This is a genomic window from Allofrancisella frigidaquae (assembly GCF_012222825.1).
In the GTDB taxonomy this organism is placed as follows: Bacteria; Pseudomonadota; Gammaproteobacteria; order Francisellales; family Francisellaceae; genus Francisella; species Francisella frigidaquae.
Map to the genome: position 1 here is coordinate 1,021,418 of NZ_CP038017.1, position 13,131 is coordinate 1,034,548.

Consider the following 13,131-nt stretch of genomic DNA (forward strand, 5'->3'; position numbering starts at 1 on the left):
AATTTCAGTATAGGCAATAAACATATGAAATGTAAAAATAAAAAAATTATAGCTAACGCTCATGGAGAAGTAAGTTTTGATCGTGCTAAAGCAAGTTGGAACATAATGAAAATAACCTCTGAGCTCGTCGAAGGTTATGAACGCTTAGATAATATTACTCCTGCTATAAGTATATTTGGATCAGCTAGACTAAAAGAAGATGATCATCACTATATACAAGCTGAGAAACTAGCGAAAATACTTTCTGATAGTGGATTTTCTATTATTACAGGAGGTGGCTCAGGTATAATGGAAGCTGGCAACAAAGGGGCTCAACAAGGGTGTTCTTCTAGTATAGGGTTAAATATAACTTTACCCTTTGAGCAAGTTCCCAATAGTCATCAAGATATATCTTTATTTTATAGATACTTTTTCACTCGTAAGGCAATGTTTATTAAACACTCAATGGCATATATTGTTATGCCAGGTGGATTTGGGACATTAGATGAATTATTTGATACAACAACGCTAGTACAAACTAAGAAAAAAGCCTATATGCCGATTATATTAGTTGGTAAAGAATTTTGGAGTGGGCTTTTAGACTGGGTTAAAACTACTATGGTGAATAAAGGGGTAATAACAGAACAAGAAGTTGGATTATTAACCTTAGTTGATAGTGCTGAAGAAGTAGTTGAAATTATACAAGAGCACTATAATAATACCTACAGTTCTAAAGAGCATGCAAAAATCGTATTTTAGGAATCTGATATGGATATTAATACTATTTCTATAACCCTAATAAATAACTCCCTACCTATAATTACAGTTTTCTCCGTACTCATACATATTTTTTGTGGCTTGGCTATAGCGAAAGATATACCTAAAGTCCTAGATAAAAGGCTTACAACAATATTACTACCTAAAAATATATGGATTTTGGTTGGCTTAATATCTGGAGTTTGGGGGTTATTAATATATTGGATTATTCATCACTCTAATATCTCAAGAGACTAATACCCAATTGCCTTAATAAATATGTCATGAAGCGTGACCAGTAGGTAAGGTGAGTTCTGGATATATAGTTTCAATATCTTTTTTTATAATCTCGTTGATAATCTCATTACTTAAGGTATGTCCTAATCCTTTTATGATGTTAGGTTTATTAAAAGCATTTTCAAAAAACTTGTTATCTACTATATCATCATTTTCTGCAAGAGTTATTCTTATTGCCTTGTCAAGTTTACCTAGGCTACCATTTAATAGTAGCAGCAAATATGCTCCTAAAAATTTCCTAATCTTAACTTTCCTTAAAATAAACATAGTTTTGTAATTAATAAAAAAAGGTGTAACTAAATGTAATCTGTCATATAGTGTCTTATCTAATAATGAAGAAATTCCAGCTGACATTGAGATTGCATAAATAAGGTCATAATTCTGAGCATTTACTTGGTATTTATTGATTATTTTCTTAAGTTTTCGTCTGACAAATATAGGTCTCCCTAACGCTACTGTTGTAACTTTAACTTTTAAACCATTTATTTCAAAGCTCTCAACACTATCACCTTTACTATAATAGCCTCTTAACACTAAAACGTTCATATATAGATTTTATCTCTCTTTTTTCTCTATCAACTCTATCTGATATCCGTCAGGATCCTTGATAAATGCTATAATTGATGTACCTCCTTTTACAGGACCTGCTTGACGCGTGACAATACCTCCTTTAGATATAACATCTTGACAAGCTTTATAAACATCATCCACTTCCATACATAAATGTCCAAAAGCATTACCATGATCATACTCATGATCACCCCAGTTATATGTTAATTCCAGAACTGTATGATCATTAATATCTCCATAACCTAAAAATACTAAAGTATATTTATAATCTGGATTGTCAGTTTTTTTAATAACTTGCATGGCTAGTATATTAGTATAAAAATTTATCGATTTATCTAAATCTTTAACTCTTATCATCACATGAGCAAATCTCATAATTTCATCCTCTAAAATTGCCTTTATAAGTTTAGTTTGCTATATTATAACAAATTTTATGCCCCTGTTCGCAATCATCCAGGGTTATCAAAACTAAGGGTTAACATGACTAATTTTGAATTACTTATATTTTATACTTTTATTGATTTTTTTATCCTTTTTTTAGCTTTTAGGTTATTTGGAAAAAAAGGGGTTACTATCTTTATAGTCATTAGTCTTATAGCTGCTAATATCCAAGTAAATAAAGGAGTCCAATACGATATATTTGGATTACACATTATAGCGACTTTGGGTAATGTAATGTTTGGTGGTATTTTTGTGGCTAATGATCTGCTAAATGAAAAATATGGAAGAAATGAGGCACGCAAAGTTGTATTAGTATCTATTTTCTTTGGAATCTCCTTTATTCTACTGATGCTTGTCTCAACATTTTACCAAACGGTTAGTAATGATGAGTTTTATCAAAGCTCCAGTGATGCTCTTGATATTTTTTTCTCTTTAAGCGGTGGTGCTCTTAAGGCTGTTATAATAGGTAATTTGGTATATCTAATTTCACAGCTTTTTGATGTTTTAATATACGCCAAACTTAAAAGCTATAGTAACGATTTAAAATGGCTTTGGTTTAGAAATACAGGTTCTACTTTAATTTCACAAATTATCGATACTGCTTTAATCACTTATGGCTTTGCATTTGCCGGTATCATTCCTATGCAATACGCTTTAGAAATAGCAGCTTCTACACTACTAATTAAGTATATAGTTGCTATTATAAATGCGCCTTTATTTTATCTATTAACATTTATAAAACCAAATGATTTGTAATATTTATAGGTACCAAGAATCTAACTTTTGTTTAAATTTATCAAGGCCTAATTTACTTAAAGAAGAAAATAGCTGATAAGAAACTTTTTCTGTTGATTTAAAGTTTTTGAGGAAACTTTCGAGCATTCTATTAGCTTCTGCTTTTTGCTTATTATTGAGTTTATCAACTTTAGTAAGCAGAATATGTAAATTTAAATCACATGAAATTGCCAACTCTATCATCAAGCAATCAAACTCTTTTAACTCATGACGAGAATCTACTAAAAGCACTACCCCATTCAAACATTGACGTGAGGTTAAATAGTGCTCCATCTCTCTTTGCCATACTTTCTTTATAGATTCAGAAACTTTAGCGTAGCCGTATCCAGGTAAGTCTACTAAACGTTTATTATCACCCAGATCAAATAAATTTATAAGTTGAGTTCTACCTGGTGTTTTACTTACTCTTGCTAGACCTTTCTGCTCTGTCAAAGTATTTAAAGCGCTTGATTTACCAGCATTAGAACGACCTGCAAAAGCAACTTCAATTCCAGTATCTTCTGGAAGTTGAGTAACCTTAGCAGCACCCATTATATATTTTGCATGATGATAATTCATAAATTATGCTCTTTTTTTATTTTTTCAAAAAATTCATGGCAGGCTGTGTCTAACATTAGAAAAACTTTTTCAAAATTATTTTCATAATATGGATCAGGTACATCTGTTAAAGAGATTGTGGGTGCATAATCTAAAATTTTAGAAACTTTTGAAAAATCTGCTCTAGGAAACATCTGTTTTATTGTATCAATATTTTCTTGATCCATAACTAATACATAATCATAATCATTAAAATGAAACTCTTCTAACTGCTCTGAAATTAAATCTGATAAATCACAATCGTATTTTTTTGCCATTTCTACTGATCTGATATCAGCGTAGTCTCCTTCATGACCCCATTTACGTGAGCAAGTACCAGCAGAAGAAATTAAAATAGTTTCATGTAAACCATTTTGCTTAACAATATCTCTAAATATCCCATGAGCAGTTGGTGACCTACAAATATTGCCTTTACATACAAATAGTATTTTTACTAAACTCATTTTTTAATGACTCCTACTATTTAGCCTTTTTCATATCTTCAGCAAGTTTACTATCTGGTTTTAATTTAAAACCTTGAAAAAATTTGCTATCTGGTTTAAGCATAAATACTACTTCATTCTTACCACTAAAACTTTCTTTATACGAGTTCATACTCTTTAAAAACTCATACAATGGTATTGAGCTAGAATAAGCATCTGCAAATATCTTAGCCGCTTTTGCATCTGCTTCGGCTCTTATAATTTTAGATTGCTTTTCTGCTTCAGCCATAGTTACAGTTACTGTAGCGTCTGCCGATGCTTTAGTTTTTTCAGCTGCTCTTTCACCTTCTGCTCTTATACGAGAAGCATCTTTATGTCTGGACGATTTCATACGCTGATATATTGACTCTGTTATGGTTTCTGGCAAATCAATTTGATTTACTCTTACATCAACAATAGATATTCCAATTTCTTTAGCTTGGACAGCAACATCTTTTGTCAAAGCTATCATCAACTTATCACGATCATTATTTACTAAGCTTTGGATATCATTCTTACCAACTTCTGCTCTTAATGATGATTCTAAGAATTGTTTTAATAAAGTTTCTGCTCTAAAAACCTGTCCACTTGTACTAGTAAAGAATTTAGAAATATCATTTATTCTCCAAACCACATAAGCATTTATTAAAACATCTTTTTTCTCTTTGGTAACCACACGTGATGAATCTGTTGTTAAAACCCTATTTCTCATATCATAGTTTTTAACTGTATCTAAAAATGGTATTTTGATATGGATTCCTGGTTTATACTCTATTACTTTATCATCTTTTTTAACAAGCTCACCTAATCTTAAAAGTACAGATTCTGTACCTTGTTTTACTATAAATTTACTACTTAAAATTAAGAATAAGCCAACTACCACAAGTACTAAGAGTATTTTTGATAAATTTTTCATGTTTTAATTACTCCCTTGTGTATTTGAAGATGCTAGTATATTTTTTTGAGCTTGATCTAAACCATAAAAGATATTTTTAGCACCATCTCCATCTATCAAGAAAATCTTATTATTTTGTAACACATTTGAAATTGTATCAAAGTACATTTGGTTAGTTACAATATCAGGATTAGTTTTATAGATTGGTAACAGTTGCTCAAACTGAGCTACCTCTCCTTGTGCCTCTAATACGACTTGTTGCTTATAAGCGTTTGCCTGGTCTACAATCCTTTGAGCTTTACCTTCTGCTACTGGTATAATTCTATTTGCATAAGATTCAGCCTCATTTTGCAACCTAGCTTGATCTTCTCTAGCTTTTATCACATCATCAAAAGCGTCTTTTACAGCATCTGGCGCTTGTGCTGGTTGCATGATGACATCACTTACGTATATACCTGATTTGTATTGCCTTAATAAAGCTTCCATTTCGTCTTTAACTTGAATGGCTATAGCAGCTCTTTTTGTTGTTAGAATATCAGATAAGTTACTTTGGCCTACTACTTGTCTAACAGCACTCTCTAATGATTGTTGTAAAAGCTGGAGCGGATCCGTATTAGCAAATAAATAATCTTCTAAATTTGAAATACGATATTGTACTGTAAAAGAAATATGTACGATATTCTCTTCAGAAGTTAACATATCTCTTTGTAATGAAATAGTTTTTAGCTCTTGAACATTTTCTTTATAAACTTTATCTATGCCTATAGGATACCAATGCAATCCTGACTCAACTATTTTAGAAAACTTCCCCAACCTAAGTACCGCAGCCTGTTCAGCTGGTTGCACAACATAAAAACCAAAACCCGCCCAAATAGCTATAAGCAAACCTATTACTATAGCTGCTATTTTACCTATTGGAGGTGTTTGAAACTTCTGATTTTTACTAGCGTTCTTTGAATAAATACTCTCGTTGTCATCACCATTATTCTTTTTCTTCTTGGAGAAGAATCTTTTAATCATCTCTTCTAAGTCTGGTGGTCCCTGTTCTGAATTTTTACTCCAAAACCATCTTTGCTTTATTTTTTTAATCATTTTATATTCCTATACTATGAAACCTTATATTAAAAACTGCTGAAGGTCTAACTCAAACTCTCTATTGAAGCGTTCAAAATCAGATTCTGATATATTTATATCTAATAAATAATTACCATCTTCAGATATTTGTTCTTTTTCTATAACACCAAGATCATACATCATAGATCTAATCTTGGAATGTTTTGGTGGTAACTCTAAGGTTCCTTTAAACCATGACTTATTAAAAAAAGTTGCTAAAGCCGTATAAAACTCCTCTAATCCTTCACCTGTTACTGCTGAAAGATAAACTCTAGCCACGATACTATCCTCTGAGTTATCGAATGCTACAAAACTAGGTTTTATATTTTCAAGCTTGTCTATCTTATTATAGACACAAATTCTCTCTTTATCACCTATACCAATTTCATTTAATACTTTGTTTACCTGGTCTATATAACTTTTATAATCCTCATCAGCATAGTCTATAACATGAATCAATAAATCTGACTCTATAGCCTCTTCTAAAGTTGCATGAAAAGCTTCCACCAAATCATGAGGTAAGTTTTTGATAAATCCTACCGTATCTGAGAAAATTACTTCACCTAACTTAGGTACAATTACTTTACGTAAAGTTGGATCTAAAGTTGCAAATAATTGATCTTTTACTAGAACCTGAGCATTTGTGATTTTATTAAATAACGTTGATTTACCAGCATTTGTATAGCCGACAAAAGAAAGTGTTGGAATATTATTTTTACGCCTAGAAGACCTGCTTAAATCTCTATGATGTTTTACTCTTTCTAACTTTTGAGTTATCTGCTTAATTCTTTGTCTAATCAAACGTCTATCTATCTCAAGCTGAGTTTCACCTGGTCCCCCTCGCACACCAATACCACCTTTTTGTCTTTCTAAGTGAGTCCAACCTTTAACTAATCTCGTTGACTGATAATTTAACTGAGCTAACTCAACTTGTAACTTGCCTTCATAGGTTTTGGCACGTAAGGAGAATATTTCTAGTATAAGACGTGTTCTATCCATTACCTTACATTCAAGATATTTTTCTATATTCCTCTCTTGAGATGGGCTTAATGGATGATTAAAAACGACTAGATCTGCTTTTATTTCATCGCGCTTATTTTTTATCATTTCCATTTTACCCATACCACAAAAATATTTGATATCAGGTTCAGAGTGATTAAAGTCTAAACTTTCTAAGACAACTTTATCTGCTGCCAACACTAAACCTTCTAGCTCAGCCGGATCAGCATTTAATTCGCGGTGATATTTAAAATTTATATTTACAAGCAAACATTTACTGCCTGCTTCGTAAGATTGGAAAAATTCCATTAAATAATATACCTCACAATGGAATTATTAAAGAAAAAGAAAAAAGTATTATTGTTCAATATGTTCGTTACTTTCTTGAACTTCAAGTTCATCAGTATGAATATCATCTACATTTTCGTCTTGATCATCATTAGAATTTTGATGATATGGATTAAATGAACTATAAACCATTCTTACACTTTTAGCTGGTACTATTGTTGAAATAGCATGCTTATAAACCATTTGGTTTACTGTGTTTCTAAGTACTATACAAAATTGATCAAAAGCTTCGATTTGCCCCTGAAGTTTAATTCCATTAACTAAGTATACAGATACACTGATTTTTTCTTTTCTCAACGCATTTAAAAATGGGTCTTGTAAAGAGGATATTCTTGACATTGTTTCACTTCCTTTTAGTTATTTAATTATAATTATTATTTTATCAAGTTTAACAATTAAACTTAGCTACACATTTTAACAACATTTATATTTATCAGCAAATTTTATTTGTGAAATATTTAATAAGCTTTCTAAAGGGTGTCAATCCATCACATCAGTTTTACCAACTATTATACTAAACCCATTTAATCCAAACCAAAAAGCTTTATAACTTTAGATTCTTTATTTATATCTTCCATTGCTATAAGGTTAATATTTCCCTGCCAATTTCGTATCCAAGTAAGTTGACGTTTTGCTAGTTGTCTTGTTGCTACAATACCTTTTTCAACAAACCTGTCATAATCTATATCACCATCAAAGTATTCCCATGCTTGACGATACCCTACGCTTCTTATAGCTGTAGTATCTTTAGTTAGATTTGGATTTTTTCTAAGATTTTTAACTTCATCTAGAAAGCCATCTTCTAACATCTGTCTAAATCTCAACTCGATATTTCTATGTAAAAGAGTTCTGTTTTTTGGAACTATAGCACACAATCTAATTTCTTCATCTAACTGACCTACTTTAGATGTTTTAACTAGTTGTGAATATTTTTCACCACTTATCATAATAACTTCTAAAGCCCTAAATATTCGCTGTTGATCATTTGCATTAAGCTTTTGGGCTGCATCTGGATCCATCTTATAAAGTTGCTTATAAAGGTACTCTAAGCCTTTTTCCTTTTTTTCTAGTTCCAAAATAGATCTTATTTCAGGTTGGCTTTCAGGTAAATTTGATAGTCCCTCTATTAAACCTTTAAAGTAAAGCATCGTGCCACCAACTAATAAAACTTGCTTCCCTCTAGAGTGTATTTCTTTTTTGAGAATATTAACACTAGAAATAAAATCTGCTACCGAAAAGTTTTCAGTGGGCTCTATGATATCAATTAAATGATGCTTTATACCATCTTGCTCTTGTTTAGTTGGCTTAGCTGTGCCTATGTCCATCTGTTTATAAACTAAAGATGAATCAACACTAATAATCTCAGCATTAATCTGCTTAGCAATAGATATTGAAAGAGCAGTCTTCCCTGAAGCTGTAGGACCAGCTATACCATAAACTAGCTTGTTCATTTAGATATTTTTATAATTTATTTTTACTGGAATGTCTTGTTTAATTCTTTGTAGATAGAAATTAAGCTCTTCTTGCTTATAACTTGCTTCAACTTGATTAGGAATAGTAGCTTTTTTAGAGTTTTCTGGTTGGACTTTTATCACCTTATAAACGTAGATGCTTCCATCTAAAGCTTCATATTCATGGTAATCGGTATTACTATTTAATAATACAAAATCACTAAAATCTTTTGAAAAGTCTTTAGACTCACTAGAAACTACAGCTTTTTCAAAACTTTGCTGTACTTTTTGTTGTTTATTCAAATCAGATAATAGCTTATCTGCTTTCTCTAAAGCTAGAGTTTGTGATTTTTCTAAAATATAAGCTTGGGTAACCTTATCTTTAACCTTATCAAATGACTGTGATATTGCTTTTTGTTGCTTATTTACTTGATAGATCAAAGTTTTGTCTTCTGACAATGAAATACTTGAATATTTCTCTACATTAACAAAAAATGAACTATTCTTAACGCCTTCTATATCAGTATCGTTATTATCTATAATGTTTGCAACTTTTGGCTTACCTATCTTTTTTTCAAGTTGGTTAAATTTAATATCATCAACGTCTTGAATAAAAGAATTATACTGTTGTAAAGCTTCTCTATTTTGAATAATCTTTTTAATAGTAGCTTTCGTATTATCATCAAATTTTTCAAATAAATCTTTATTGTTTTCATAATATTCTTTTACTTGTGAATCACTAATACTAGCTTTAGATTTAAAATCATCCTTTGAAATAACAAAGAAACTAATGTTGATCTTTGCCGGATTTATATATTCATTTTTATGAATTTCATAATAAGCATTTAATGATTGAGTACTTGGTTTAACTTGAGCTTTTAAAGCTTGTGGAGAAATTTTTATATACTCAATTGTTTTATTAACTGAGTAAACATTAGATAAAGATTTTAACTCATATTCAGTGGTAAAGGATGTATCCGTTATAGTTTGAGGAATAATACTAGCCTTGATGTTTTGCGAAAGTATCTGTTCTAGCTTGCCTAAACCGCCCAAGTAATTAGCTAACTGTTTTAACTTATCACTAGAAAATTTACCCTTTTCAAAAAACATAGGGTTATTAAATATAGTTGCCTGCAACATTAGTTTTGAAACCTGAACGTTATGCTGCTGAGAATCAGCTAAAACCAAATACTGGCTAACTAGCTGGTCAAGCAACTGTTGCTTTTGAATTCTTGTTTTAGCACTTTGTGCATATTGTTCAAACTGTCTTGTACTAATTTCATTATCCCCAACCTTTGCAACATATGATCTACTAGCTCCTACATTTGTAAAAAAGAAACTCATACCAGTTATTACAAAAATAAAACTTATTGAGATAATAATTATCCAAGTAAACGGACCTTTTAGCCTATCATTAAAAGACTGTAACATTTTTCCAACCTTATTTAATAAAAGTTCTTAAAATTAATAACCTAAATATAGCTAACCCAATTTAAAACCACTATCATTCCCATATAAGTAGGAATCCAAAAGGTATAAAATCCATAAACTAAGGTATCCTTATTGTATTCATACACGAGTATAACGAACATTAGATTAATGTTTTTAATTACAGTTATTATAACAGGATTATAAAGGGTTGACTATATATCATATTATAGATAAAAAAAGCATACTGTTAAGTATGCTTATATAAAAAATCGCTAATAAAATTTGATTTTTTATTATTTAACTGCGTCTTTAAGACCTTTACCAGCTTTAAAGCTAGGAACTTTTGAGGCAGCAATTTTGATAGTTTCACCTGTTTTAGGGTTTCTACCTTCTCTTGGACTTCTTTCTTTAACTTGAAAAGTACCAAAACCAACTAAAGTTACACTATCACCTGCTTTTAAAGCTTTAGTTACTGCTGCGATTGTAGCATCTAAAGTTTTACTAGCAACTTCTTTAGTAACATCTGCTTCTTTTGCAATAGCACTTACTAATTCACCTTTATTCATTTTTAAGACTCCTTCTGTTTTTAATGACATACTGTCAATTAAGGTTATAACACTAAAAAAACGCCATTTCAACACTAAAATACTAAAAAACCCTTAATAAAACTTCTTTTATGTTGTTAACAGGGGTTATTTTTAGTTTTTCTATTATTTCTTTATCAATTTCAGCTAGATTTTTAACATTTTGTTTTGGGATTAAAACTTCCTTAATCCCACCTCTTAATGCAGCTAAAAGTTTCTCTTTTAAGCCGCCTATAGCTAAAACATCTCCCCTTAAAGTTATCTCACCAGTCATTGCAATATCATTACGAACTGGCTTATTTGTGTATACAGAAACTAAAGCAGTAGTCATCGCAATACCCGCGCTTGGACCATCTTTAGGAGTAGCCCCCTCTGGGACATGGATATGAATATCCTTTTTCTCATAAAAATCATCCTCAAGCTTATAGTCTTTTGACATAGAACGAACAACACTAAATGCCGCATCAATAGACTCTTTCATCACATCGCCTAAGCTACCTGTATATTTAACTTTCCCTTTACCAGGCATAGCTAAAGCTTCTATAGTTAAAAGTTCACCACCAACAGATGTCCAAGCTAAACCTGTAACTTGCCCGACTTTAGATTTTAAACTTTTAACACCATAATCGTACTGATAAACCCCTAAGTACTCTTGTAAATTTTTTTGAGTAATCGAAGCTTTAGTAATTTCTGGATTTTTAAGTGTATTTTTAACTACTTTACGACAAACGCTGTTAATTTTTTGTTGCAAGTTTCTCACTCCGGCCTCTCTGGTATAATATCTAATAATATCTAGAATTGCCGTTGTTGTGAAAGTTAATTCTTTATTACTTAGACCATTATTTTTCAAAGCTTTTGGTATTAAATATTGCTTAGCAATAGCTTGCTTTTCTATCTCAGTATAACCCGCCAAATTAATAATCTCTAATCTATCGCGTAAAGCTGGATCAATATCCAAAGAGTTAGCTGTTGCTACAAACATAACTTTTGACAAATCATAATCTATTTCTAAATAATGATCATTAAAAGTATTATTTTGTTCAGGATCAAGAACTTCAAGCAGCGCTGCAGACGGGTCACCTCTAAAATCAGACGAAATTTTATCTATTTCATCTAATAAAAATAACGGGTTTTCAGCTTTTGCTTTAATTATCTTCTGGATTATTTGTCCTGGCATAGATCCTATATAAGTACGACGATGACCTCTTATTTCTGATTCATCACGGACTCCACCTAATGCCATACGTACATATTCTCTCCCTGTTGCTCTGGCTATAGATTGCCCTATAGAAGTCTTACCTACACCTGGAGGCCCAACTAAACATAAAATAGGAGCTTTAGTATTAGAATCTCTCTTTATCTGGACAGCTAAATGCTCTAATATACGCTCCTTAACTTTTTTGATGCCATAATGGTCTTTTTCTAAAACCTTTTCCGCCAAATTAATATCTTTTTTAACTTTAGTGCGCTTACCCCATGGCAAAGAAAGTATAGTCTCAATATAGTTTCTAGATACGGCAGATTCCGAAGATGACGGTGGCATAGATTTTAGCTTTTTGAGCTCTTTTAAACACTTTTCTTTCGCCTCTTTAGACATCTTTGCAGATTCTATTTTCTTCTTAAGAGCTGAAGTTTCAGATTCTTCATCAGCCTCACCTAACTCTTTGTAAATAGCTTTTACTTGTTCGTTTAAATAATACTCTCTTTGATTTTTATCAACTTGAGCTTTTACTCTATCTTTAATTTTTGCTTCTAACTCAAGTATTTCAAGCTCTTCTTCTAAGCACGTAAGTAGAATTAATGCTTTAGCCTTTAAATCCTCTACTTCTAAAATTTTTTGTTTTTTAGCAATACTAGAATTAAGAATAGCTGCTATTTCATATATAAATTTCTCCGGATGCTGAGTATTTATTAAAGTAGACAATGCTTCTTTAGTAATAGTGCCGCTATATTCAACAAACTCTTTCAGTGACTCTGATATAGATAAAATTATAGCTTTTAACTCTTTATTTAACTGAATAGAGTCTTGTGTTTGAATAGGCTTTGAAGCAGCATCTTCTATATGAGCATAAATGCAATCCTTTTCATCTACATATTTATCTACTCGTGTTTTAGCTACTCCTTCGACTATAATTTTTAAGCTTCCATCTGGAAGCTTCATTATCTGTATGATTTTTGCTAAAGTAGCTATATCATAAATATTTTCAGCAACATCACCTGAACTAGAGCTATTTTTCTGAGTAGCCAACAATATAGAATTATTATAATTGTTGGATGCTTCTTTTACTGCGTTTATTGATTTTGTACGCCCTACATTCAAAGGGATCGTCATACCAGGATAAATAACCACATCTCGTAGTGGGATAACAGGAACAACGCTTAAAATTTCTGACATAAGTTTATATAACCCCTGT

15 protein-coding genes are annotated in these 13,131 nt (G+C 31.1%); 3 read left to right on the plus strand and 12 right to left on the minus strand.

Annotation, left to right across the window (positions count from 1 at the left end):
• Window positions 1-24 precede the first annotated feature (24 nt).
• Window positions 25-738 carry an LOG family protein gene (locus tag E3E15_RS04785; RefSeq protein WP_172106783.1) on the plus strand — a complete coding sequence of 238 codons (714 nt, stop codon included), beginning with the start codon at window positions 25-27 and terminating at the stop codon, window positions 736-738.
• A 9-nt stretch (window positions 739-747) separates the two neighbouring features.
• Entirely contained in the window at window positions 748-993 is a 246-nt protein-coding gene (locus tag E3E15_RS04790) for a hypothetical protein (RefSeq protein ID WP_035719456.1), read from the plus strand.
• Window positions 994-1,017: 24 nt separating this feature from the next.
• On the opposite strand, the gene E3E15_RS04795 is transcribed toward E3E15_RS04790, so the two are convergent.
• Together E3E15_RS04795 and gloA are read right to left on the minus strand one after the other, a co-directional pair.
• Window positions 1,018-1,578, minus strand: a complete 561-nt coding sequence (locus E3E15_RS04795; RefSeq protein ID WP_172106785.1) for a hypothetical protein — start codon at window positions 1,576-1,578, stop codon at window positions 1,018-1,020.
• Window positions 1,579-1,587: 9 nt separating this feature from the next.
• The gene (gene gloA, locus E3E15_RS04800; RefSeq protein ID WP_035719458.1) at window positions 1,588-1,977 is read right to left on the minus strand and encodes a lactoylglutathione lyase; all 390 of its coding nucleotides are present in this window, start codon (window positions 1,975-1,977) and stop codon (window positions 1,588-1,590) included.
• A gap of 105 nt (window positions 1,978-2,082) precedes the next feature.
• Here gloA and E3E15_RS04805 point away from each other — a divergent pair, with 105 nt between their 5' ends.
• Window positions 2,083-2,799 (plus strand): queuosine precursor transporter, encoded by a 717-nt coding sequence (locus E3E15_RS04805; protein ID WP_172106786.1) that lies wholly within the window; start codon window positions 2,083-2,085, stop codon window positions 2,797-2,799.
• 3 nt (window positions 2,800-2,802) lie between these two features.
• Here E3E15_RS04805 and yihA read toward each other — a convergent pair whose 3' ends face one another.
• From yihA to lon, 10 genes are all read right to left on the minus strand, one after another.
• The gene (gene yihA, locus E3E15_RS04810) at window positions 2,803-3,396 is read right to left on the minus strand and encodes a ribosome biogenesis GTP-binding protein YihA/YsxC (RefSeq protein ID WP_172106787.1); all 594 of its coding nucleotides are present in this window, start codon (window positions 3,394-3,396) and stop codon (window positions 2,803-2,805) included.
• The gene (locus tag E3E15_RS04815; RefSeq protein WP_172106788.1) at window positions 3,393-3,878 is read right to left on the minus strand and encodes a low molecular weight protein-tyrosine-phosphatase; all 486 of its coding nucleotides are present in this window, start codon (window positions 3,876-3,878) and stop codon (window positions 3,393-3,395) included. The genes yihA and E3E15_RS04815 overlap by 4 nt, the downstream gene beginning before the upstream one ends.
• A gap of 16 nt (window positions 3,879-3,894) precedes the next feature.
• Window positions 3,895-4,812, minus strand: coding sequence for a protease modulator HflC (gene hflC / locus E3E15_RS04820; RefSeq protein ID WP_172106790.1), 918 nt, complete (start codon window positions 4,810-4,812; stop codon window positions 3,895-3,897).
• Window positions 4,813-4,815: 3 nt separating this feature from the next.
• On the minus strand, window positions 4,816-5,883 hold the full coding sequence (hflK, locus tag E3E15_RS04825) for an FtsH protease activity modulator HflK (protein ID WP_172106792.1): 1,068 nt from the start codon (window positions 5,881-5,883) through the stop codon (window positions 4,816-4,818).
• 24 nt (window positions 5,884-5,907) lie between these two features.
• On the minus strand, window positions 5,908-7,212 hold the full coding sequence (gene hflX / locus E3E15_RS04830) for a ribosome rescue GTPase HflX (protein WP_035719470.1): 1,305 nt from the start codon (window positions 7,210-7,212) through the stop codon (window positions 5,908-5,910).
• Window positions 7,213-7,260: 48 nt separating this feature from the next.
• The gene (gene hfq / locus E3E15_RS04835) at window positions 7,261-7,590 is read right to left on the minus strand and encodes an RNA chaperone Hfq (RefSeq protein WP_035719472.1); all 330 of its coding nucleotides are present in this window, start codon (window positions 7,588-7,590) and stop codon (window positions 7,261-7,263) included.
• 185 nt (window positions 7,591-7,775) lie between these two features.
• The gene (miaA, locus tag E3E15_RS04840) at window positions 7,776-8,702 is read right to left on the minus strand and encodes a tRNA (adenosine(37)-N6)-dimethylallyltransferase MiaA (protein WP_172106794.1); all 927 of its coding nucleotides are present in this window, start codon (window positions 8,700-8,702) and stop codon (window positions 7,776-7,778) included.
• Window positions 8,703-10,133 carry a peptidylprolyl isomerase gene (locus tag E3E15_RS04845; RefSeq protein ID WP_172106795.1) on the minus strand — a complete coding sequence of 477 codons (1,431 nt, stop codon included), beginning with the start codon at window positions 10,131-10,133 and terminating at the stop codon, window positions 8,703-8,705.
• A gap of 293 nt (window positions 10,134-10,426) precedes the next feature.
• Complete coding sequence (locus tag E3E15_RS04850) at window positions 10,427-10,699, minus strand: HU family DNA-binding protein (protein WP_035719481.1); 273 nt, start codon at window positions 10,697-10,699, stop codon at window positions 10,427-10,429.
• 82 nt (window positions 10,700-10,781) lie between these two features.
• On the minus strand, window positions 10,782-13,112 hold the full coding sequence (gene lon, locus E3E15_RS04855; protein WP_172106797.1) for an endopeptidase La: 2,331 nt from the start codon (window positions 13,110-13,112) through the stop codon (window positions 10,782-10,784).
• Between the last annotated feature and the right edge of the window lie 19 nt (window positions 13,113-13,131).

What these genes read in the sequence shown, in the direction of transcription:
- E3E15_RS04785 (WP_172106783.1), top strand. Translation starts at nt 25, where the DNA reads ATGAAATGTAAAAATAAAAAAATTATAGCTAACGCTCATGGAGAAGTA.
- E3E15_RS04790 (WP_035719456.1), top strand. Translation starts at nt 748, where the DNA reads ATGGATATTAATACTATTTCTATAACCCTAATAAATAACTCCCTACCT.
- E3E15_RS04795 (WP_172106785.1), bottom strand. Translation starts at nt 1,578, where the DNA reads ATGAACGTTTTAGTGTTAAGAGGCTATTATAGTAAAGGTGATAGTGTT.
- gloA (WP_035719458.1), bottom strand. Translation starts at nt 1,977, where the DNA reads ATGAGATTTGCTCATGTGATGATAAGAGTTAAAGATTTAGATAAATCG.
- E3E15_RS04805 (WP_172106786.1), top strand. Translation starts at nt 2,083, where the DNA reads ATGACTAATTTTGAATTACTTATATTTTATACTTTTATTGATTTTTTT.
- yihA (WP_172106787.1), bottom strand. Translation starts at nt 3,396, where the DNA reads ATGAATTATCATCATGCAAAATATATAATGGGTGCTGCTAAGGTTACT.
- E3E15_RS04815 (WP_172106788.1), bottom strand. Translation starts at nt 3,878, where the DNA reads ATGAGTTTAGTAAAAATACTATTTGTATGTAAAGGCAATATTTGTAGG.
- hflC (WP_172106790.1), bottom strand. Translation starts at nt 4,812, where the DNA reads ATGAAAAATTTATCAAAAATACTCTTAGTACTTGTGGTAGTTGGCTTA.
- hflK (WP_172106792.1), bottom strand. Translation starts at nt 5,883, where the DNA reads ATGATTAAAAAAATAAAGCAAAGATGGTTTTGGAGTAAAAATTCAGAA.
- hflX (WP_035719470.1), bottom strand. Translation starts at nt 7,212, where the DNA reads ATGGAATTTTTCCAATCTTACGAAGCAGGCAGTAAATGTTTGCTTGTA.
- hfq (WP_035719472.1), bottom strand. Translation starts at nt 7,590, where the DNA reads ATGTCAAGAATATCCTCTTTACAAGACCCATTTTTAAATGCGTTGAGA.
- miaA (WP_172106794.1), bottom strand. Translation starts at nt 8,702, where the DNA reads ATGAACAAGCTAGTTTATGGTATAGCTGGTCCTACAGCTTCAGGGAAG.
- E3E15_RS04845 (WP_172106795.1), bottom strand. Translation starts at nt 10,133, where the DNA reads ATGTTACAGTCTTTTAATGATAGGCTAAAAGGTCCGTTTACTTGGATA.
- E3E15_RS04850 (WP_035719481.1), bottom strand. Translation starts at nt 10,699, where the DNA reads ATGAATAAAGGTGAATTAGTAAGTGCTATTGCAAAAGAAGCAGATGTT.
- lon (WP_172106797.1), bottom strand. Translation starts at nt 13,112, where the DNA reads ATGTCAGAAATTTTAAGCGTTGTTCCTGTTATCCCACTACGAGATGTG.